Source organism: Kitasatospora sp. NPDC048239, assembly GCF_043202015.1.
Taxonomy (GTDB): domain Bacteria; phylum Actinomycetota; class Actinomycetes; order Streptomycetales; family Streptomycetaceae; genus Kitasatospora.
Window position 1 is genome coordinate 158,347 of sequence record NZ_JBICZP010000011.1, and the last position, 20,936, is coordinate 179,282.

Here is a 20,936-nt window from a genome sequence, read left to right on the forward strand (position 1 = left end):
TCACGCTGCCGGCGGGCGGGTGCTGCTGCGGTGCTCAGGCGGCGAGTTCGCCGGCCTGGAGCTGCCAGAGGGATGCGTAGAGTCCGTGCCGGGCGAGGAGTTCGTCGTGGGTGCCCTGCTCGGCCACGACTCCGCCCTTGTCCATGACGAAGATCCGGTCCGCGTGGCGGACGGTGGAGAGCCGGTGGGCAATCACGATCATGGTCCGCTCGGCGGCGAACCTCCGGAGCGTCCTCTGGATGGCGGCCTCGGTCTCGTTGTCCACCGCGGAGGTGGCCTCGTCGAGGATCACGACGGGCGCGTCCTTGAGGATCGCCCGGGCCAGGGCGATCCGCTGCCGCTGGCCGCCCGAGAGCGCGGCGCCGCGTTCACCGATCACCGTGTCGTAGCCGTCCGGCAGCGTCGCGATGAAGCTGTGCGCCTCGGCCATCATGGCCGCGTCGACCACGGCCGCGTCCGGGGCCCCGAAACTGCCGTACCGGATGTTGTCGGCGATGCTTCCGTCGAAGAGGAACGGATCCTGGGCGACGAACCCGATCGCGTGGCGCAGGTCCCGGCGCGGCAGGTCGCGGACGTCGCGCCCGTCGAGCAGCACGCTGCCGGACTCCGCGTCCTGGAAGCGCATCAGCAGCTTGGCGACGGTCGTCTTGCCGGAGCCGGTGGCGCCGACGAGGGCGGTGACCCGGCCTGCGGGAATGGTCAGTGAGACGTCCTCCAGCACCGGCGGGCGGCCGGGGTAGGCGAAGGTCACGTCGTCGAGGACGATCTCGCCCCGCACCTTCGCGGGGTCGAGCGGCCCGTCGGTGCCTTCGGTCTCGACGGGCAGGGCCCGCAGGTGGTGGACCCGGTCGTAGGCCGCGAGCGTGCGCTGGTACTGGTCGACGATGCCGCCGAGCCGGTTCATCCGCAGCAGCACCATCTGCGGCAGCCCGATCAGCGGGCTGAACACCTCGAACGGCAGGCTGCCGTTGAGCACCGACCGGCCGCCGATCAGCAGGGTGCCGGCCATCGAGCCGGTCGTGCAGACCCTGACCGTCTCGGCGTGGCGGATCGTGCTCCGGTCGGTCTGCTCGTTGCTCTCCTGGGCCTGCGCGCTCAACCGGTCGATGCGCTCGGCCTCGTAGTCCTCGGTGCAGAAGCTCTTGACGGTGGCGCCGGCCTCCAGTGTGTTCACCAGCTGGCTGTGAAGCCTGGCCCGGCGCTCACCGGAGACGGCGTAGTCGGCCGTGACCTTGTCCTGGTAGCGGAGCGACAGCCAGGCGATGACCGGGATGGGCAGGAAGGCGACCCAGGCGATCTGCGGTGCCAGCAGGAGGAACAACGGCACCAGGAGGGCCAGGCTGGCGCCCAGCTGCAGCACGTCGTTGGCCGAGGTGGCGAAGAAGGTGCCCAGCTGGCGGACGTCGTCGGTGAGCACCCCGGCGATCCGGGTGGTCCGCTCGCCTTCCAGGTGACGCAGTTCGAGGTGCTGCACGTGCTCGTACGTACGGCCCCGCCAGTCGTGCTCGATGTCCTGGCCGAGCTGACGCCACTGGAGGTTCGACGAGTAGGAAAGGCCCGCGACGGCGGCGCAGGCGACGGTCACCAGCCCTGCCAGGCCCCAGAGTTGGGACGACGCGGTGGTCAGGCCGAAGCGGATCAGCGGCGCGGCCCCGCCCTTGATCAGGACCAGTGCGGTCCAGCCGAGGAAGGTGCCGAGCGCCATCTCCGCGATCTGGCAGGCGACCGAGAGGGCGGAGGCGCGGTAGAGCCGTCGGCGGTGCGGTCCGACGATCTCCAGCAGGGGGTGCCGCTCGGCCACGGTCCCGGGCAGGCCCTCGGCCGCGTCGGCCGATCTGCGCCAGGCCTTCCGGAGGACGGCCCCGGTCGCCACCACCACGCCCCCCAGCGCGACCAGTTGCCTGCTGAGCGCCGACCCGCGGATCAGGGCGATCCCGGCCGCCACGCCGCCCCCGACGGCCAGCACGGGGCGTACGACGGCACCACGGTCACCGCGCGGAGCCGGTTCGGCGGCGGACCGGACCGGCACGGGACGGGCGACTCGGGCCGCACCCTCCGCAACCAGGGCGACGGCCCTGCGGACGATCCGGCCGACGTCCGCAGCACTCACGCGCGCATCGTGCCGGACGAGGACCCCGCCGGTGACCGGGCTGGCCTGCACCTGGGTGATCCCGGGGATCCGCCGCAGGGCCGCGGCGAGGACTTCGGCCGCTCTGGGCCGCCCGAGTACCGGTTTGACGTCCCAGCGCTGACGACCCGGAATGACCGATCGCAGACGCACTTCCAAATCCGCGGAGTGGTTCCCGGCTGCGGCACCCAGCAGAGAAGGCATGTGTACGATCACCTGTTTTGCGAGGTCGCGAAAACCGTCACGGGCGTGACGCGTTTCTGCGACGGAGTGGAATTCTGAAGGAGGAAGGAGATGCGGCGAACAGACCTGCAGTCAACCGCCTCCTGGGCGCACACCGGGCTCGGCCCGAATGTGCACCCAGGCAGCCAGGGCCGCCGGACAGGCCGTCAGTTCACCTTGCCCGCGCCGGCGGTCGCACGGATCTTCGGCGACCTCGCCTCGCCCTCGGTCCGATCGGCGGATTCGCCGTTCCCGGCGGCGGCACCCTGACCGTCGCCCGAGCGGACTCCGACGTCACCGGCGGCGATCTGCGCCGCCACCACGTCGGCGGCGACCTCGGCCGCGAGGTCGTGGATGTTCTCTCCGGCCTCGTGGGCCGCCTTCTTCACCTCAAGGACGATGCCGACGGAGGTCTTGACGACACCGAGCATCAGTGGCTTGAGGAGACGTTTGGCGAGTGGCGCGACGACGAGGCCGATCAGGAAGGGCGGTACTAGGGGTGGCATGATGCTCCATCCTCTCTACGTGTTACGCATGACAGGGGACCCGGGCACTGCAGACACCGAAGCAGCGCACAGCCAGGCGGACGAGGGAATCCACCTCCGGAATTCGACATTCAACCTACCGAGCCGAATTCGTCACCGTGGAGCCCGTCGCCCGCTCTTCCGCCACCGTAGTCCAGCCACGTGCATCGAGGCCAAACGGTTCCTGCAGGTTTCACTCATGCGAGTGTTCTTGAACGATCCGAGTGGCACGGAGTGCAGTACGCCTACTCACTAGGCAACCCGATTATCCGTCTTATATGACTAGTGGGAATTACCGAGTTCTCGCCCCACCCGCTCGCGCAGGGCGGGGAACGGCAGCCCGCCTCCGCCCAGCACCGCTTCGTGGAAGGCCCGCACATCGAAGCCGACGCCCGGGCGGGCCTCAGCCTCGGCCCGCAGCCGGGTGAACTCCAGGTAGCCCGCCCGGTAGGACAGCGCCTGCCCGGGCAGGTCGGTCGCATAGCGCAACAGGTCCGAGGCGATCTGGCCGTCCGCCTCGGTGGAGTTCGCGCGCATGAAGTCCCGGGCCTGCTCCAGGTCCATCGTTCCGAGGTTGAGCCCGGTGTCGACGACGAGCCGCTGCGCGGTGAACCGCTCCTGGGTCAGCCGCCCGTAGGCGTCCCACGGATCGTCGTAGAGGCCCATCTCCCAGCCGAGGCCGGCGGCGTACTCGGCCCAGCCCTCGTTGAACGCACCGAACTCGGCTACCTCGCGGCGCAGTTGCGGAAGCGCGTGGTTCTCCGCCTGCCGGGCGAGGTGGAAGTGGTGCCCCGGCGCCAGCTCGTGGTGGATCAGGGACGCCGCCCCCAGGAGCGAGCGCCGATCCAGGTCCGAACCGTTGTAGCGGTAGCGTCCGACCGGGGCGTCCGACGTCGGCTGCTCGTAGTACCCGAAGGTCATCCCCGCCTCCAGCGCCGGATCCAGTCGCGCCAGCCCGTACGGCGCGGCCGGGAGGACCGCGAACCAGCGCGGCAGCAGCGGGGCGAGCCGGTCGAGGTAACCGCGGTAGCGGGCCTCGACCTCCTCGGGGGTCCGGGCGTACAGGCGGGGCTCGGTGCGCAGCCGCTCGTGGAACTCGGCCTCGGGGCCCGGGAATCCGAGGGCCGTGCGGACCTCCCGCATCCGCTCGGCGAGTTCCCCGCACTGCTCGCGGCCGAGCTCGTGGAGTCGCTCGGGCGGCATGTCGCCCCCGCTGTGAGTCCGGACGAACTCCCGGTACGCCTCCTCGCCGCCCTCGTACTGCGCCCAGCCGACGGCCCGCGGCGCCTCGCGCAGGTAGGCCGGGTCGTCGAGGACGGCGAGCAGGCCGTCGAAGGCCGGTGTCAGCTCGACCTCCACCAGCCGGTGCACCCCGTCGCGGAGCCGTCCGCGGTCGGCGCGGCCCAGCCCGCCGAGTCGGTCGTCGCCCACCTCCACCCGGCGCGCCACGGACGCCCGCAGGCCGACGACGGTGGCGCGCGCCCCGGCCAGGGCCGGGACCGGCACCCGGAAACCGCGTCCAGCCTGCTCCGCCGCCTTGTCCGCGATCGAGCCGACCACCCGGGCCAGCTCGTGCAACAGCGACAAGTACCGCTCGACGTCCGGTCGTTCGGCGAAGCGGAACGGGCACAGGACGGCGTCGACGTACTGCGACAACGGGAACAGCCGGTACGTCGTGGCCGCCGGCGTCAGCCAGTAGCAGCGGTGGGACCGCAGCTCCTGCTCGGCCAACCCGGCGAGGAACGCGGCGGTGTCGGCGTCGACTCCGGACGACGCCACACCGCCGAGTGCCCGGACCCGCCCGAGCACGCCCTCCGCGAACCGCGCCCGCTCCTCGGCCTCGGCGGGCGAGGCCCCGGGGAGCGTCTCCACCGGGAGGCCCTGGCGCACTCTCAGCAGTGGATCGCGCTCCAGCAGGAACTCCCAGTAGCGGTCCGCCAGATGGCTCGTCGCCCGGCCCGGCTCGTTCGTCCTCGTGCTCATGCGGCCAGTGTGGCGGTGACGGGTCGGCCGCCCTGCCCGGTCGGCGAAACAGCAGCCGAAGTATCCCTCGAACGGATGAGGCGGCGGGTTTCGCCCCCGACCCGTGCAGAATGCGACCGCATCAACCGGAGCGCCGGGATGTCACCGTGCGCACGGACGTTCTGACGAGCTCAGTGGTCCCCAGCAGGCGCGCCGCGAGGGTCCCCATGTGCGTGCGCCGCATCCGGTTTCCGGGATTGCGGCGCCCTCATCACCCGGACCGCCCGACGTAGGGTGCTCGGCGACCCTGTGCCTCCGGCCGCTGGCACACCGCCCCGGAGGTCCTGATCGCGCCCGAGCGGAGCACCGTCGCATGACCGTCACCCAGGACAAGCCCCTGCACCACCACACCGGCGCGGGATTACCCGGCCCGTTCACCGTCGCGGGGACCGGGATGCACCTGCCCCCGACCGTCGTCACCAACGAGCAGCTGACCCGCTCCCTCGACACCAGCGACGCGTGGATCACCAGCCGCACCGGCATCCGTGAACGCCGCCGCCTGGCCCCGGACCTGGCCACCTCCGACATGTGCGTCGACGCGGCGCACCAGGCCCTGGAGTCGGCGGGCACCACCCCCGACCGGTTGGACGCGGTGATCGTCGCCACCTACACCTGGGACCAGCCCCTGCCCTCCACCGCGCTGATCGTCAAGGACGCCCTGGGCGCCCACCGGGCCCTGTCCCTGGACGTCACCCAGGCGGCCTGCGCCTCCGGTGTCCAGGCCGTGCTGATCGCCGCCCACCTCCTCCAGAACCCTTCCATCACCACCGTCCTGGTCCTCGCCGCCGACTGCGCCTCCAGGATCACCGACCCCACGGACCGCACCACCGGCGTCTTCTTCGGCGACGCCGCAGCAGCCGTCGTGCTCACCCGCTCCGAGACCGCCGGCGCGGGCCTGCTCTCCTACGACCTGGGCTCCCAGCTCTCCTACGACGTCCAGGTCCCGGCCGGCGGCTCCCGGCTGCCCACCAGCACGGCCACCCTGGCCGCCGGCGCCCACTACCTGCGCATGGACGGCCGCTCCGTCTGGAACACCGCCACCACCCGCCTGCCCGAGAGCATCACCAGCGCCGCCCGGCAGGCCGGCGTGCCGCTCGACGAGATCCGGCACTTCTTCCTGCACCAGGCCAACCTGAACCTCCTCACCGAAGCCGTGAAGGCCATGGGCGTCCCTCAGGAGCGCGTCCCCGTCACCGTCGACCGGCTCGGCAACACCGGATCGGCCGGCCTGTTCACCGCGCTCCACTCCACCGTCACCGCGGGCGGCCTGCGTCCGGGCGACATCTACGTCCTGTCCGGGATCGGAGCGGGCTTCCAGTGGGGCACCCTCTGCCTCCGGCACGCCTGACCCCGATCACCGTTTCACATTCGAACACTCTTACTGTGCAAGCGAGTTGGCTCGCCCAGTGACAGGAATCGGTGGCTCCATGACGCCCATGCCCCGTCGTACCCCGCCGCCCGTCCGGACGGCCGCCGCCACCGCCCTGGCCGCCGCGGTGACCCTCGCGTTGGCCGGCTGCGGGGGCGCCGCCCGCCCCTCGACGAGCACTCCGCTCGTCGAGCACGGGACCGTCCGGATCGCCGCGGCCAGTGAGACACCGAGCTTCGACCCGTACTCGACCTTCGGCGCCGCCCAGGCCGGCTACGCCTACGACTCGCTGGTCAACCTCGCCCCCGACGGCACCGTGGTCTCCGGCCTGGCCTCCTCCTGGCAGGCCACCACCACCACGGCCAGCTTCACCCTCCGACCCGGCATCACCTGCTCCGACGGCACCCCCCTCACCGCCTCGGCGGTGGCCCGGGCACTGACGTACGCGGGCGACCCGGCCCACCAGCTCGCCGGCGCCCAGACCGTCCTCCCCAACGTCCCCTTCACCGCGACCGCCGACGACCCGGCCCGCACGGTGTCGGTCGGAACCACCGCCCCCTTCCCGTTCCTCACCCGCACCCTCGGCCTGCTGCCGATCGTCTGCCCCGCCGGCCTCGACCGACCGCAGTCACTCGACCGGGTGAGCCACGGCACCGGCCCGTACGTCCTGAGCCGCTACTCCCCCGGCGGCCCGTACGAGTTCACCGTCCGCGAGGGCTACACCTGGGGCCCGGCCGGCGCGACCACCGCGGAGCCCGGCCTGCCGGCCCGCCTCGTCATCTCGGTGGTGCCCCAGGCCTCCACCACCGCGAACCTGCTGCTCACCGGGGGCGTCGACATCGGGGGCGTGAACGGCCCCGACCGCGCCCGGCTCACCGGCCACGGCCTGTCCACCACCGACGTGGCGACCGTCGTCGGGATGACCTTCTTCAACCAGCGCCCCGGTCGCCCGCTGGCCGACCCGGCTCTGCGCCGGGCCCTGGTGTCCGCGCTCGACCGCCAGGGCCTCGCCAACGTCGCCGTCGGCGGCACCGGTCGTCCCGCCACCGACCTCGGCGCCGCGGGCGCCGTCTGCCACGCCGACCTCGCGGCCGCGAACCTGCCGACGCAGGACGCCGCCGAGGCCCTGCGCGCCGCCGGCTGGGCCGGTGGCCCGGACGGACGGCTGACCAAGGACGGCAGGCCGCTCCGGCTGCGCCTGATCACCAGCCCGGACCTCGGGCCGACGCTGCCGCCCGCCGCCGAGCTGATGGCCCGGACCTGGACGGCGCTCGGCGCGGACGTCAAGCTGGTCACCGAGAGCCTCCCCGCGCTCGTCAACGCCATGTACCGGACCGGTGACTTCGACGTCGTGGTCGGCACCTCACCGGGCTTCGCCCTGCCGGTCGGCTTCATCCCGTTCTTCTCCGGCCCCACCCCCGCCCAGGGCCTCAACTTCGCGGGCGTCGCCAACCCCGAGTACGACGCCCTGGTCGCCGAGGCCCTCCGGGAGCCGGACACCGAAGGCTGCGGCACCTGGAACCGGGCCGCCGCCGCCCTCTTCCGCTCGGTCGACGCCCTGCCGATCGCGGACGGCCACAGCACCGTGTACGGCCGGAGCACCACCTTCGCCACCACCTTCGGCGGCCGGCTCGTCCCCACGAGCGTCCGCCTCCACCAGTAACCGGGGGCCCACCGTGTCCTTGCACCGCCTGCTGCGGAATCCCTGGACGGCGTTCCTCGGCCGCCGCTCCGCCCGGCTGCTCCTCTCCCTCGGAGTCGTGCTCACCGCGTCGTTCGCGATGATCCGGCTCGTCCCCGGCGACCCGGTCCGCGCCGCGCTCGGCGTCGACGCCGCCCCCGCCCTGGTGGCCGCGCGCCGTCACCAACTCGGGCTCGACACGCCGTTCCCCTCCCAGTACCGGGACTACCTGAGCGGCCTCGCGCACGGCGATCTCGGCACCTCGCTGGTCACCGGGACCCCGGTCGCCGAGCTGGTCCGCACCCGGCTGCCGGCCACCCTGGAGATCGCCGGCCTGGCCTTCCTCGTCACCCTCGCCGTCGCCCTGCCCTGCGGACTGCTCGCCGCCGTCCGCACCCGCGACGGCCGCCACCCGCGCAGCGAGCTGGCGTTCACGGCACTGACCTCCGGGCTGGCCGGCGTGCCCGACTTCGTCCTCGCCGCCGGACTCACCGCGCTCCTGGCCGTCGGCCTCCAGTTGTTCCCGGTGGCCGGCTCGGCAGGCGTCGAGTCCTTCGTCCTGCCGGTCCTCGCGCTCTCCCTCGCGCCCACGGCCGTCCTGGTGCGCATCATCCGGGTGGAGGCACTGAAGGTCCTGTCGGAGGACTACCTGCGCACGGCCCGGAGCAAACGGCTGTCCCCCGCCCGCCGCTACCTGGTGCACGCGGCGCCCAACATGGCGACCGCCACGCTCACCGTCGCCGGAAGCCTCCTGCCCGCCTTGATCGCCGGCACGGTGCTGGTCGAGAAGGTGTTCGCGTGGCCCGGCATCGGCTCGGCGCTGGCACAGTCGGTGGTCTCCCAGGACTACCCGGTGGTCCAGGCGATGGTGCTGATCCTGGGCACGACCGTCCTGCTCGCCGGCCTCCTGGTCGACGTGCTGCTGGCTCTGCTGGACCCGCGCTCGGCGATCAGGGAGAGCTGAGGATCCGATGTCCCCTCCCCTCAGGTACCCGCGCTCGCCCATGGCCTGGGCCGCGGCGGCCATGCTGGCGTCCCTGGTCGTACTCGCAGTGGCCGGCCCGCTCCTGTGGGGCACGGCGGCCGACCTCCCCGACCCCTCCGCGGTGCTGCAAGGCCCCTCCGCGGCACACCCGTTCGGCACCGACAGCCTCGGACGGGACGTGCTCGCCCGCGTCCTGACGGCCACCCGGCCGTCCCTGCTGCTCGCGCTGGCCGCGGTCCTGCTCGGCGCGACCGGCGGCATCCTCCTCGGCGCGTCCACCGCCGTGGTCGGCCGCCGTACCCGCCGGCTGCTCGCCGGGCTGATCAGCCTCCTGCTCGCCTTCCCCGCACTCCTGGTCGCGATGTTCCTCGCGGTCGTGTTCGGCGCGGGCGCCGGCGGGGCGGTGCTCGCCCTGGCCGTCGCCGGCGTGCCCGGTTTCGCCCGGCTCGCCCAGACGCTCGCGGCCGCCGTCGCGGGCACCGACCACCTGGCCGCGGCCCGGGTCCTCGGCCTGCGCCGGCACCGGCTGCTGTGGCGGCACGTCCTGCCCAACATCGCCGAACCCCTGCTGCTGAGCACCACCACGGCCGCGGGCACGGCCCTCGTCGCGCTCGCCGGGCTGAGCTTCCTCGGCCTGGGCGTCCAACCGCCCGGCTACGACTGGGGGCAGCTGCTCAACCAGGGACTCGACCGCATCTACGCCGAGCCGCTGCCCGCCCTCGCACCCGGCCTGGCCATCCTCTACGCGGCCGTGACGTTCCAGCTGCTCGGCGAGGTCCTGGCCGGAGGCGTCGCCCGGCGCAGCCCGGCACCCCGTACGCCCGCTGCACCGACCGCCACAAGCGGGCCCGCCGCAGAGGGTCTCGTCCTCCAGGTCGAGGACCTCACGGTCGAGCTCCCCACCCCGGACGGTGTGATCCGACCGGTACGCGGCGTGAGCCTGTCCCTGCGGCCCGGTGAGATCGTCGGACTCGTCGGCGAATCCGGCTCCGGGAAGTCGCTCACCGCACTCGCCGTCGCCGACCTGCTCCCGGACCGGGCCCGGATCTCCCGGCGGACGCTCCGCCTGCTCGGCGCCGACCTCGCCGCCATGACGCCGAAGGAGCGCGAACACCACCTCGCGACCGGCCTGGCGATGATCTTCCAGAACCCGGCCTCGGCGCTCAACCCGTCGCTGCGCATCGCCACCCAGCTCACCGAGGCCGTCCGCACCCATCGCGGTGCGAGCCGCGCCCAGGCGTTGGCGGAGGCCTCCGACGCCCTGCGCCGGGTCGCCCTCCCTCCGGCCGTGCTGCGGGCACGCCCCCACCAGCTCTCCGGCGGCCAGCGCCAGCGGGTGATGATCGCCGCCGCGCTGATGGTGCGGCCCGGCCTGATCATCGCCGACGAACCGACCACCGCGCTGGACGTCACCGTGCAGCGGCAGATCACCCGGCTGCTGTCCGAGATCCGGCGGGACACCTCCGCCGCCGTCCTGTTCATCAGCCACGACGTCGCGCTGGTGGGCGAGTTCTGCGACCGCGTCGCCGTGATGTACGCGGGGACCGTCGTCGAGACCCTGCCCGCCGACCGCCTCCCGACCGACACCCGGCACCCCTACACCCGGGCCCTGGTCGAGTCGGTACCCGCACTCACCGCGGACCGTGACCGGCCGCTGCCGACGGTGGAGGGCGCACTGCCCGAGCCGCTCTCGCCCGGCCCGGGCTGCCCGTTCGAGCCCCGCTGCCCACGCCGCCGGGAGCAATGCGCCGAGGAGGCCCCACCGCTGGAGGACCTCGACGCGGTCCACCGGGTGGCCTGCTGGTACCCGGTGGCGGCGGAGGTGGTCGTGGCGTGACCGCCCTTCAGCTCACCGACCTCACCGTCCGCCACCCGGGCCGGCGCGGCCCCGTCGCCGCCGTGGACGGGGTCTCGCTGGAGATCCCGCCCGGCACCACGCTCGGGCTGGTGGGCGAGTCCGGCTCCGGGAAGTCGAGCCTGGCCCGCGCGATCGTCGGCCTCACCCCCGTGCACGGGGGCCGGATCCTGCTCGACGGCCGGGAGGTCCGGGCCCGCACCGTCGGCGACCGGCGCCGGCTCGGCCGCCTGGTCCAGATCGTCCTCCAGGACCCGGACACCGCGCTGGATCCCCGGATGACCGTCCGCCAGACGCTGGGCGAAGCGGCGACCGCGTTCCACCGGCTCGACCGGGAGGCCCGTGCCGAGCGGGTCGTCGCCCTGCTCGAACTCGTCGGCCTGAACGCCCGGTTCGCGGACCGCCTGCCGCGGCAACTGTCCGGCGGCCAGCGCCAGCGGGTCGCCGTCGCCCGTGCCCTGGCCGTCGAGCCCGGACTGCTGATCGCCGACGAGATCACCTCGGCGCTCGACGTCTCGGTGCAGGCCTCCGTCCTCAACACGATCCGCGACCTCCAGCGGCGACTCGGCCTGTCCATGCTCTTCATCGGCCACAACCTGCCCGCGGTCTGCTACGTCTCCGACGCGGTGGCGGTCATGCGGCACGGTCGGATCGTCGAGACCGCCCCCACCGGGGCCCTGCTGCGCGACCCACGACACCCGTACACCCGGACGCTGCTCGCCTCCGTGCCCGGACTGCGCACCCCCGTGCCCGGACTGCGCACCTCCGTGACCGGCCCGGACACCGCCCTGCCCGGACTGCACACCACCCTGCCCGGCCCGGACACCGCCCTGCCCGACGAGAGGCCGTCATGACCACCAGCCGACCGGACGCGGTCGTCGTCGGAGCCGGAGTGATCGGCGCCGCCATCGCCCTCGAACTCGCCCGCACCGGGCGGCAGGTGGCCGTCGTGGACAAGGCGGGCGCCGCCGGCCACGGCTCCACCAGCGCCTCCAGCGCGATCATCCGGTTCAACTACTCCACCTTCGACGGCGTGGCCGCCGCCTGGGAGGCCCAGCACCTCTGGACGTCCTGGCCCGACCACCTGCGGCTCACCGGCCGCCGCCCGCTCGCGGCCTTCCACCGCACCGGGGCCGTACTGCTCGACTCCCCCGCCGTCGCACCGTTCGCGGTCGCCGCCCTGTTCGACCGCGCGGGCGTCCCGTACGAACGGTGGGACGCCCCTGCGCTGCGCCAGCGCCTCCCCGGGATCGACCCCGGGCGGTACTGGCCGCCGAAGCCGGTGGAGGACGACGCCTTCTTCGACCCACCGACCGGCGAGCTCGGCGCCCTCTTCACCCCGGACGCGGGGTTCGTCGACGACCCGCAGCTCGCCGCCCAGAACCTCGCCGACGCGGCGGGTGAGCTGGGCGCGAGCTTCCTGTTCCACCACACCGTGGTGGCCGTCGACCGGCACGCGGACCGGGTGGCGGGAGTCCGGCTGGCCGACGGAACGCGCATCGCCACGCCGGTCGTGGTCAACGCCGCCGGCCCGTGGTCGGGAGGCCTCAACCGGCTGTCCGGCGTCGGCGGCGACTTCACGATCGGCGTGCGCCCGCTGCGCGAGGAGGTCCACCAGGTCGTCGCGCCGAGCGGCCGGACCAGCGGTCCCGGACTCGGCCCCGTCGTCGCCGACCTCGACCTCGGCACCTACCTGCGAGCGGCGTCCGGCGGCCGCCTCCTGGTCGGCGGCACCGAGCCGCCCTGCGACCTGCCGGAGTGGGTCGACGACCCGGACGAGGCCGACCCCCGTCCCACCGCCCGCCGCTTCCGGACCCAGGTCACCCGGGCCGCCCGCCGCTTCCCGGAGATCGGCGTCCCGAACCGGCCCCTCGGGGTCGCGGGCGTGTACGACGTCGCCGACGACTGGACCCCGATCTACGACCGCACCGCCCTCGGCGGCTACTACGTCGCCATGGGCACCAGCGGCAACCAGTTCAAGAACGCCCCGCTGGTGGGCCGCTTCCTCGCCACCCTCGTCGACCTCGTCGAAGCCGGCCACGACCACGACGCCGACCCGGTCCGCTACCACTGCGAGCACACCGGCAACGTCGTGGACCTGGGCGCCTTCTCCCGCCGGCGCCCGCCCCGGGCCGGCTCCGCCCGCACGGTCATGGGCTGAACGTGCGCAGCTCCCGCACCAGATCCGCGACCACCCCGACCACGAACCCGGGCGCCTCGGTCGGGAAGGCATGGCCGGTGCCCGCCGGCGTGTACACCAGCCGGGACGCCGTCGACGCCGCCAGGTACCGGGTCCTCGTCCGAAGGTAGAACCGGGCGATCCGCTCGGCCTCGGCCGCGTCCCGGGCAGCGGCCAGCACCGCCTCGCCGCCCGTGAGGTCCCGGGGTATCACCAGCACCAGCGGCAGGTCGCCGAGGTCCCCGTCATAGACCACGGTCTCCCAGCCCACCCCCGCCAGGCCGGCGGGCGTGAGCTCCGCGAAGATCGACGCGGCCGCGCAGTACGGGCCGGTCCGGCCGCCCCGGCCCCGGTGAGCGCCGAACAGGTGCCGCACCGCCGTCCGCAGGAACGCCCCGCGCATGCCCGCGACCAGCCGGTTGGACGGCGCGAACGCGATGACCTCCAGGGGCGTCGGATCCAGCAGCACGAGTCCGGCCACCAGGTCCGGCCGTCGCCTGGCGGCATTCGCGACCAGCAGCCCGCCGAAGGAATGGCCGACGAACACGTACGGTGCCCGCTCCCCCGCTTCCTCCAGCGCAGCCACGAGCTCCTCCGCCTCGGCCGCCGTCGTCCTCGGGAAGGGCCCGACATCGCTCCAGCCCGAGCCGAACCGGTCGACCAGCACCGAGCGGGTCCGCGCCGCCGTCATCACGTGCAGGTGCCCGAAGTCCTCGCCGGGGCTGTGTCCCCCCGGCAGCCAGACGACCGTGGGGCCGTCCCCGGCGTCGCCCTCCGCGAGGAGGTGCATCCGATGCCCGCCCACGTCGACCAGACTCCCCGGCACCGGCCGCGCCCGTGCCTCGCGGGCCACCAGCACCAGGTGCCGCGCCGCTCCTGCTGCCAGCGCGACACCGACAGTCACCGCCGTCCACCCGAGTGCCACCGCCCAGGCGCTCTCCAGCGCCACGAGGCCGGCACCCACCGCCGTCACCAGCAGCGCAATCGGCACTCCCAGCCAGTCCCGGCTCAGCAGAGCGAGCAAGGCGTTCGCGACCCGTCCGTCCCCGCGCATCGGCCCTCCGCGGCAGAAACATCCAACCCGGTGCCCGCAGTCCTTTCCTACCCCCCATGCTCGTACGCGCACCCGACATCCGCTCGCGAAGACAGCACACCGCCGAGGCCCCGGCCAACGACGGACTCCCGACCAGGCCGTCGCGCGGCGCAACGACCCTGCGGGAGTTTCAGGATTCCGGTGTACGACACCCGGTTGGCCTAGATATCGACCTTGCTGTGGGGTGTGGGCCGGTTGGCTCACACCCGTGCGGTTGGCAGTCGTCCGTCGAAGGCGATGTCATCAAGGCGCTTCTCTCGGCAGACCTGTTGGACCGGCTGTATCTCATGATCTTCCCCGAGATCGTCGGGGGCGGGCAGCGACTGTTCAGCGACGGCCTGCCGGGCTCGAAATGGAAGCTCGCCCATCAGGAGACCGGCGATCTGGGCGAGATCGCCCTGGTCCACGACCGAGAGTGCTGATCCGCTGATCCGCCTGCTCGGCGTACGAGGTGGCCGGCCCAACAGGCCGACGGGAGTGGAATGCCACCCGACGCCGGCGGGCCCGGCCGTCCACCGACCGCCTCGTTCATCCGAAGGCCGTGAGGTGCTGGAGGTCCTTCACCGTGTCTCCGTGCGCGATCGGTCGCCTCGGCCGCCGCGAACTCTCCGTGCTGCTGTGCACCGCCATGCTCAACGCCGCCGCACTGGAGTGGTACGAGATCGACGACATCTGGCAGCACGTCAGCCAGGGCGCGCCGCTCTTCACCGTCGGCGCGGTTCACGGGGGAGGGTCACGAGCCCTCCCCGCGAAAAGGGGAGGGCCGGGGGCGGGGGCCCGCCCTAGAGTGGTGATCACGCAAGTCCACTGGTCGGAGGCCCGGAGGTGCCAATGCCCCTGCAGATGAAGCTGGTTGCGATCACACTCGACTGCCCTGATCCGCCGGCCCTGGCGGCTTTCTACCAGCAGGCCACCGGCTTCGCACCGCACCCGAAGTCGGACGCCGACTTCGCGGGGCTCGACCGCGAGGACGGGCTCTTCATCGGATTTCAACGGGTCGACGACTACCGGGCTCCGCGCTGGCCCGAGCAGACCGTTCCCCAGCAGCTGCACCTCTGCTTCGACGTCGCCGATCTGGACGAGGCCGAGGCCCTGCTGCTGGAGCTGGGCGCGGGCAGGCCGGACCACCAGCCCCACGACGCCGCCAGGGCGCGGGTGCTCACCGATCCGGCCGGCCATCCCTTCTGCATCTGCCAGGCCTGACCGGGCGGATGCCGCTCCCCTGCCGACCGTGACGGCAGGCGCGGGCGGTCGGGCCCCACCCGCCCCGGGAGGCCCGTACCGCACCACGCGCAGATCTCCGTGCCCGGCCCGACGGTGCGACAAACCACGCCCCGTCGGGCCGCGCCTGCTTTCAAGGCGGGTGACATGCCCCCCGCCAGGGCAATGTCCGGAACCGGACAACCCCCCCGCCGACCGGCGGCCGGGAAGGGCTCGCAATTTCTCCCGCGGCTCCCCGGACCAGTCGACTCAACATCCATTGTGGCAACGCATGTTCGAAGGTAGAGTCCCGGTTCGCCGAGCGCGGAGCAGTGCTCGCAGGCATTCTTTTGGGGCGGGCATGTCAAACCACGGCACCAACCCACCGGCGTCCGATCTGCTTGACGCGTTCACGGAAATCGCCCGGCGATTTCCGGACCGCCCGGCGCTGGTCCACCACGGGCACACCATGGGCTACCGCCGACTCCACGAGCTGGCGAACGCCCTGGCCAGGCAGCTGGGTACCGATCCCGGCGTGGTCGCGGTCCAGGCCGCACACACGCCGGAAACCGTCGTCGCACTCCTCGGGGTGCTGTCCGCCGGAGGCGTCTACTGCCCGGTCGATCCGGCATTCCCGCCGGAGCGCAGACAGGCGATGCTCACGGCGGTCGACTGCCGCGCAATGGTCCTCGCCGAGGCCGGTCCGGAATCCCAACCAGCCTCGGAATCAATGCGGTTACGCCATTTATCGGAGCTTTCCGGGAGTCCGCCGCACAACGGACGACACGACGGACGGCGCGATGGACGACACAACGAACAGCGCGACGAACAGCGCGACGAACGGCGCGACGGATCGCAGAACGAACAGCGCGCCGCACCGCACAACGGAGCCTTCGTCGGGGTGGATCCCGACAATCCGGCCTACATTCTCTTCACGTCGGGTTCGACCGGGCAGCCGAAACCCGTCGTGACGCCCCGTAGGGCCGTCTCCGCCGTCGTGCACTCGCTGCGCGACCTGTTCGACCTCACCCCCGAGGACCGGGTGCTCCAGTTCGCCTCGCTGAACTGGGACACCTGCTTCGAGGAGATCCTGCCGACCCTCACCACCGGTGCCGCGCTCGTCTTCGACGCCGAGGCGCACTCCGGGTCGTTCCCCCGCTTCCTGCGGATGGTCGAGCGGGAGCGGATCACCGTCCTCGACCTCCCCACCGCCTACTGGCACGAGTTGGTGCTCCACCTCGTCGAGGACGGTCGGCCGCTGCCGGACTGCGTCCGCCTACTGGTCATCGGCGGCGAGGCGGCGAACCCGGCCCGGCTGGCCGACTGGGCGGGCCTGGACACCGGGCGGATCCGGCTGCTCAACACCTACGGCTGCACCGAGACCACCCTGATCACCCACGCCGTCGACCTGCACGGCCCGGCGGCGCTCTCGCCCGCGCCCGACTGGTCCGGCGGCGCGCCGGCGCCGATCGGCCGCGCCCTCCCGCACGTCGACGAACGGATCGACGGGCAGGGCGAGTTGCTGATCGGCGGCCCCTCGGTGGCACTGGGCTACCACGGCCTGCCGGAGGCCACCGAGGCCCGGTTCACCGTCGTCGACGGCGAGCGCTGCTTCCGTACCGGCGACCGGGTGAGCCGCGCGCCGGACGGCCTGCTCACCCACCGCGGCCGACTGGACCACGAGCTCAAGGTCCGCGGCATCCGGGTGGACCCGGCCGAGGTCGAGGCCCATATCGCCGGCCACCCCGAGGTGAACGCGGTGGCCGTGGTCGGCGCGACGGTGGCCGGCCGCGCCGCCCTGGTCGCCTACGTGGTGGCGCGGACCGGCGCCGCCCCCGGCGCGCTGGACGCCGACGTCCGCTCGTACCTGCGCGAGCGGGTACCCGGCCACCTCGTACCCAGCCGGATCACCGTCGTCCCGCAGCTCGTGCACACCGCGAGCGGAAAAGTCGACCGGGCGGGCTCGCACCGGCGGCACTCGCCCGACGCCCAGGTCAAAGGAGACCTTCGATGAGCGTTGACACCACCGGCACCGAAACCGGCAGCGAAACCGGCACCGACCCCGCCGCCGACCCCGGCACCGCCACACACCCCGGCGCCGCCGTCGAGGACGTGGTGGCGATCTTCGGCCGGGTGCTGGAGTGCCAGGACGTCACGGCCGACTCGGACTTCTTCCTGCTCGGCGGCGACTCCCTGGTCGCCACCCGGGTGCTGAGCGCGGTCGCCCGCCGCAGCGGGGTGGAGCTGGCCTTCGAGGACTTCCTGCTCGCACCGACCCCGCGTGCGCTCGCCGCGAGAATCGCGACCGCCCGATGACCGGCCGCGACGACTCCCCCGCCCGACCGCCGGTCCCCACTCGCTCAGCGAGCACACCAGGCGGCGTCACCTCCGCCGTCGTGGTCGGGGCCGGTCTGGCCGGCCTCACCGCCGCGACCGGACTGGCGGCCCGCGGCATCGAGGTCACCGTCCTGGAGGCCCGCGACCGGGTCGGCGGCCGCACCCGCGGGATCGAGGTCGCACCCGGCCGCCAGATCGACGCAGGCGCCGCCTACCTGGGCGACCGGCACACCGAACTGCTCGCGACGATGGCGCAGTTGGACCTCAAGACCACACCGACCACGATGTCCGGCGCCAGCCGCTTCGCACTCGGCGGCGCGGACGCCACCCGCGACGGGCGGTTCCCCCCGCTCAACGCGGTCGCCCTGGGCGACCTGTTCGAGCTGCTGGACGAACTGACCGCCGCCGTCCGGCCCGAGGCGCCCTGGCTCACCCCGGACGCCGAGCGACTGGACACCACGACCGTCGCCGAGTGGGCCGGGGAGCAGCTGACCCACCCGGACGCCCGGCTCTTCCTCCCGCTCTTCCTGGGCGAGATGATGGCCGCCGACCCGGCCGAACTGTCGGTCCTGCACATGGCGTTCTACCTCCGCTCCGGCGGCGGACTGCGCTACCTCAACGCCTTCGAGGGCGGCGCGCAGCAGGACCGGATCGCGGGCGGGGCGCACCTGGTGTGCGAGCGGCTGGCCGAGCGCCTGGGCCCCCGGGTACGGCTCGGCGAGCCGGTCGAGGCGGTCCACCAGGACGCCGACGGGGTCACCGTCCGTTCGGCCCAAGGCGTGTACCGGGCGGACGTCGCGGTGGTGGCGCTGCCGCCACTGCTGGCCGACGCCCTGGAGCAGCGCCCGGCGCCACCGGTGCGGCGGGCGGGCGGGCGGACCGCCCGCGGCTGCGCGGTGAAGGTCAACCTGGTCTACCCCGAGCCGGTCTGGCGCGGGCACGGGCTGTCGGGCTGGTCGGTGAACTCCGAGGGCCCGCTGCTGTCCACGGTGGACGACTCGCCGGCCGAGGGCGGTGTGGGCGTGCTCACGGGCTTCGTCACCGGCGCCGAGGCGCACCGGTTCGCGGCCCTCGACCCGGCACGGCAGCGGGCGGCGGCGGTCGGGCAGGCCGCGCGGCTGTTCCCGATGCTCCCGGAGCCGATCGGCTTCCACGTCACCGACTGGGTCAACGAGCCTTACAGCAGGGGCTGTTACGCGGCGCTGTTCGGCCCCGGGGACTGGCTGCGGCTCGGTCCGGCGCTGACCGCACCGCACGGCCGGGTGCACTGGGCCGGCACCGAGACCAGCACCGAGTACTTCGGACTGATGGAGGGGGCGATCCGCTCGGGCCACCGCGTGGTCGAGGAGGTCCTCGCCGGGCCGCCGAACGGCCCCGCGGCGCCCCCGCCGGTGACGGCCGGGCGCCAGCCGTGACGGCGACAGCCCGGCGGTAGCCCGGACACCCCGCCCCCGCCCGCACCGCCACCACCCGCACCACCGCCTGCTCCGCCACCACCACCCGCACCACCACCGCCGCCACCGCCACCGCCAGCTCCGACACCCTTCTCATCGAACACCAGTTCCCCTCTCTCTCGCCCGCCCCCGGTTCCACAAGAACCCGGCCCGGGCCGCCTTCCCTGGGAGTCCGCCATGAGCGACCAGACGTCCATCGCCCCCCTCGCCGCCAGAGAACAGCTGATGACCGAGCCCTCCCTCGGCGCCGGCAACTTCCTGGACCAGGCCATCGCGGTCAACCCGAACCGCGCCGTGCCCTTCGCCTTCACCCACCACACGGACCACCGCGGCGCCGTCGTGCTGCGCGGGCACAGCCTGCTGGACCTCGCCGCCCTGCGCGACCGCTACGCCAAGTGGTACCGGGCCAACGGCGTCCGCCCCGGCGACCCGGTCGGCGTGGTGGTCGCCGAGGGCCTGGAGCCGCTGCTGCACTTCCTCGCGCTCACCGCACTGGGCGCCGTCCCGGCCCTGGTCAACGACGCCATGCGGCACGACGTCATGGTCCGCTACCTCAACCACGTCGGGGTGGTCGGCGTCGTCGCGGACGACCCCACCCGCCTGGCCGCCGCCTACCGCGAGGACCCGCAGCGCCGCCCCGGCTTCATCGCCCTGGCCGCCGAGGTCCAGGCCTTCGACGCCGAGGCCGCCGGGCTCCCGGAGGACTACCCGTACCGGCACGCGCCCGAGGACGTGGTCGCGCTGATCCACTCCTCCGGCACCACCGGCACCCCGAAGTCCACCATGCTGGCGCACCGCCAGTTCTGGGACGGCAAGCAGCCCCGCATGGTGCGCTTCCCCGCCGAGCCCTCGGACCGGCTGATGTCGCTGATGCCGCACACCCACGCCGGCGGGCTCAGCTACTTCCTCACCGCCACCCTGCTCGGCCTGCCGACGGTGGTGATGTCCGACTGGCGGCGCACGGTCGTGGAGCCGGTGATGGAGGCCTTCCAGCCGACCATGGTCGCCTCCTTCCCGCGGACGTTCGTCGAGTTGGCCACCGGGGAGCTCCCGGTCAGGGGGGCCGCCCGGGTGCACTCCTGGTTCAACACCGGGGACAGCGCCCACTACGGCCACATCCGCCGACTGGTGCAGCTCGGCGAGCGCCCGGCCGGGCTGATCCGGCCGTGGCTGCTGCCGAGCGAGAAGACCGGGCAACCCGCCCTCCCCGGTTCTCAGTTCATCGACGGGCTGGGCTCCTCCGAGATGGGCATGGCACTGTTCGGCCAGGTGACCACACCGGAGACCGCACGCGACGACCGCTGCGTCGGCAAGCCGCTCGAGGTGGTCCTCAAGGCGGCGGTCCTGGACGAGCAGGGCGAGGAGGTACCGGACGGCACGGTCGGGATGCTGGGCGTGGTCACCCCGTCGCGCACCCCCGGTTACTGGAACGACGCCAGGCTCACCGCGAGCTTCGAGCTGGCCGGGTACTGGCTCACCGGCGACGTGGCCCGCCGCGACGCCGAGGGCCGGTTCCACCACCTCGACCGGACGGTGGACGTCATCGACACCACCGCCGGCCCGGTCTACAGCCTCCCGCTCGAGGAGGTGCTGCTGGCCGACTGCGCCGACCTGGTACAGGACTGCTCGGTGGTCGGCGTGCCCGGCGGCCCCGGCGAGGGCCAGCGGCCGATCGCCGTGGTCCGCCTCCAGTCCGAGGCGGCGGCGCGCAGCGCCGAGGAGGTCCAGGAGGCCGCCAACAAGGCGCTGGCGCAGGCCGGGCTGGCCGCGCTCGCCGCGGTCCGCATCGCCCGGAACCCCGAGGACCTCCCGCTCGGGCCCACCGGCAAGGTGCTCAAGCGCGAGCTGCGCACCCGCTTCGCCACCCTCTTCACCGGCCAGTAGCAC

16 protein-coding genes are annotated in these 20,936 nt (G+C 73.4%); 12 read left to right on the forward strand and 4 right to left on the reverse strand.

What is annotated here, in order from left to right; all coding sequences use genetic code 11:
- Positions 1-34: 34 nt before the first annotated feature.
- The 3 genes from ACGFZP_RS27045 to ACGFZP_RS27055 form a co-directional block, all read right to left on the reverse strand.
- Entirely contained in the window at positions 35-2,332 is a 2,298-nt protein-coding gene (locus ACGFZP_RS27045; RefSeq protein ID WP_392937880.1) for an ATP-binding cassette domain-containing protein, read from the reverse strand.
- Between the two features lie 185 nt (positions 2,333-2,517).
- The gene (locus tag ACGFZP_RS27050) at positions 2,518-2,856 is read right to left on the reverse strand and encodes a DUF5132 domain-containing protein (protein ID WP_392937883.1); all 339 of its coding nucleotides are present in this window, start codon (positions 2,854-2,856) and stop codon (positions 2,518-2,520) included.
- Positions 2,857-3,156: 300 nt separating this feature from the next.
- A complete protein-coding gene (locus ACGFZP_RS27055) occupies positions 3,157-4,857 on the reverse strand; it encodes a DUF885 domain-containing protein (protein ID WP_392937886.1) in 1,701 nt (566 codons plus the stop codon).
- Positions 4,858-5,209: 352 nt separating this feature from the next.
- On the opposite strand from ACGFZP_RS27055, the gene ACGFZP_RS27060 reads away from it, so the two are divergent.
- The 6 genes from ACGFZP_RS27060 (at position 5,210) to ACGFZP_RS27085 (ending at position 12,947) form a co-directional block, all read left to right on the forward strand.
- The gene (locus tag ACGFZP_RS27060) at positions 5,210-6,244 is read left to right on the forward strand and encodes a 3-oxoacyl-ACP synthase III family protein (protein ID WP_392937889.1); all 1,035 of its coding nucleotides are present in this window, start codon (positions 5,210-5,212) and stop codon (positions 6,242-6,244) included.
- 88 nt (positions 6,245-6,332) lie between these two features.
- Entirely contained in the window at positions 6,333-7,928 is a 1,596-nt protein-coding gene (locus ACGFZP_RS27065) for an ABC transporter substrate-binding protein (protein WP_392937891.1), read from the forward strand.
- Between the two features lie 13 nt (positions 7,929-7,941).
- A complete protein-coding gene (locus ACGFZP_RS27070) occupies positions 7,942-8,910 on the forward strand; it encodes an ABC transporter permease (RefSeq protein ID WP_392937894.1) in 969 nt (322 codons plus the stop codon).
- Between the two features lie 7 nt (positions 8,911-8,917).
- Positions 8,918-10,768 carry a dipeptide/oligopeptide/nickel ABC transporter permease/ATP-binding protein gene (locus ACGFZP_RS27075; protein WP_392937896.1) on the forward strand — a complete coding sequence of 617 codons (1,851 nt, stop codon included), beginning with the start codon at positions 8,918-8,920 and terminating at the stop codon, positions 10,766-10,768.
- Complete coding sequence (locus ACGFZP_RS27080) at positions 10,765-11,640, forward strand: ABC transporter ATP-binding protein (protein WP_392937899.1); 876 nt, start codon at positions 10,765-10,767, stop codon at positions 11,638-11,640. The genes ACGFZP_RS27075 and ACGFZP_RS27080 overlap by 4 nt, the downstream gene beginning before the upstream one ends.
- Positions 11,637-12,947, forward strand: coding sequence for an NAD(P)/FAD-dependent oxidoreductase (locus ACGFZP_RS27085; protein ID WP_392937902.1), 1,311 nt, complete (start codon positions 11,637-11,639; stop codon positions 12,945-12,947). The genes ACGFZP_RS27080 and ACGFZP_RS27085 overlap by 4 nt, the downstream gene beginning before the upstream one ends.
- On the opposite strand, the gene ACGFZP_RS27090 is transcribed toward ACGFZP_RS27085, so the two are convergent.
- Positions 12,937-14,019, reverse strand: coding sequence for an alpha/beta fold hydrolase (locus ACGFZP_RS27090; RefSeq protein WP_392937905.1), 1,083 nt, complete (start codon positions 14,017-14,019; stop codon positions 12,937-12,939). The two genes, ACGFZP_RS27085 and ACGFZP_RS27090, sit on opposite strands and share 11 nt — an antisense overlap.
- A 56-nt stretch (positions 14,020-14,075) precedes the next feature.
- On the opposite strand from ACGFZP_RS27090, the gene ACGFZP_RS27095 reads away from it, so the two are divergent.
- The 6 genes from ACGFZP_RS27095 (at position 14,076) to ACGFZP_RS27120 (ending at position 20,933) form a co-directional block, all read left to right on the forward strand.
- Positions 14,076-14,480, forward strand: coding sequence for a dihydrofolate reductase family protein (locus ACGFZP_RS27095; RefSeq protein ID WP_392937906.1), 405 nt, complete (start codon positions 14,076-14,078; stop codon positions 14,478-14,480).
- Between the two features lie 409 nt (positions 14,481-14,889).
- Positions 14,890-15,261, forward strand: a complete 372-nt coding sequence (locus tag ACGFZP_RS27100) for a VOC family protein (protein ID WP_392937909.1) — start codon at positions 14,890-14,892, stop codon at positions 15,259-15,261.
- Positions 15,262-15,619: 358 nt separating this feature from the next.
- Positions 15,620-17,272 carry an amino acid adenylation domain-containing protein gene (locus tag ACGFZP_RS27105; protein ID WP_392937912.1) on the forward strand — a complete coding sequence of 551 codons (1,653 nt, stop codon included), beginning with the start codon at positions 15,620-15,622 and terminating at the stop codon, positions 17,270-17,272.
- The gene (locus tag ACGFZP_RS27110) at positions 17,269-17,574 is read left to right on the forward strand and encodes an acyl carrier protein (RefSeq protein WP_392937915.1); all 306 of its coding nucleotides are present in this window, start codon (positions 17,269-17,271) and stop codon (positions 17,572-17,574) included. Before ACGFZP_RS27105 ends, ACGFZP_RS27110 begins: the two co-directional genes overlap by 4 nt.
- An 80-nt stretch (positions 17,575-17,654) precedes the next feature.
- Positions 17,655-19,010 (forward strand): flavin monoamine oxidase family protein, encoded by a 1,356-nt coding sequence (locus tag ACGFZP_RS27115; protein ID WP_392937917.1) that lies wholly within the window; start codon positions 17,655-17,657, stop codon positions 19,008-19,010.
- A 216-nt stretch (positions 19,011-19,226) separates the two neighbouring features.
- Positions 19,227-20,933 carry a class I adenylate-forming enzyme family protein gene (locus tag ACGFZP_RS27120; RefSeq protein WP_392937920.1) on the forward strand — a complete coding sequence of 569 codons (1,707 nt, stop codon included), beginning with the start codon at positions 19,227-19,229 and terminating at the stop codon, positions 20,931-20,933.
- Positions 20,934-20,936 lie beyond the last annotated feature (3 nt).

Bases quoted from the DNA above. Each gene is read 5' to 3' on its own strand.
- ACGFZP_RS27045 (WP_392937880.1), bottom strand. From the start codon at position 2,332: ATGCCTTCTCTGCTGGGTGCCGCAGCCGGGAACCACTCCGCGGATTTG.
- ACGFZP_RS27050 (WP_392937883.1), bottom strand. From the start codon at position 2,856: ATGCCACCCCTAGTACCGCCCTTCCTGATCGGCCTCGTCGTCGCGCCA.
- ACGFZP_RS27055 (WP_392937886.1), bottom strand. From the start codon at position 4,857: ATGAGCACGAGGACGAACGAGCCGGGCCGGGCGACGAGCCATCTGGCG.
- ACGFZP_RS27060 (WP_392937889.1), top strand. From the start codon at position 5,210: ATGACCGTCACCCAGGACAAGCCCCTGCACCACCACACCGGCGCGGGA.
- ACGFZP_RS27065 (WP_392937891.1), top strand. From the start codon at position 6,333: ATGCCCCGTCGTACCCCGCCGCCCGTCCGGACGGCCGCCGCCACCGCC.
- ACGFZP_RS27075 (WP_392937896.1), top strand. From the start codon at position 8,918: ATGTCCCCTCCCCTCAGGTACCCGCGCTCGCCCATGGCCTGGGCCGCG.
- ACGFZP_RS27085 (WP_392937902.1), top strand. From the start codon at position 11,637: ATGACCACCAGCCGACCGGACGCGGTCGTCGTCGGAGCCGGAGTGATC.
- ACGFZP_RS27090 (WP_392937905.1), bottom strand. From the start codon at position 14,019: ATGCGCGGGGACGGACGGGTCGCGAACGCCTTGCTCGCTCTGCTGAGC.
- ACGFZP_RS27095 (WP_392937906.1), top strand. From the start codon at position 14,076: ATGCTCGTACGCGCACCCGACATCCGCTCGCGAAGACAGCACACCGCC.
- ACGFZP_RS27100 (WP_392937909.1), top strand. From the start codon at position 14,890: ATGCCCCTGCAGATGAAGCTGGTTGCGATCACACTCGACTGCCCTGAT.
- ACGFZP_RS27105 (WP_392937912.1), top strand. From the start codon at position 15,620: ATGTCAAACCACGGCACCAACCCACCGGCGTCCGATCTGCTTGACGCG.
- ACGFZP_RS27110 (WP_392937915.1), top strand. From the start codon at position 17,269: ATGAGCGTTGACACCACCGGCACCGAAACCGGCAGCGAAACCGGCACC.
- ACGFZP_RS27120 (WP_392937920.1), top strand. From the start codon at position 19,227: ATGAGCGACCAGACGTCCATCGCCCCCCTCGCCGCCAGAGAACAGCTG.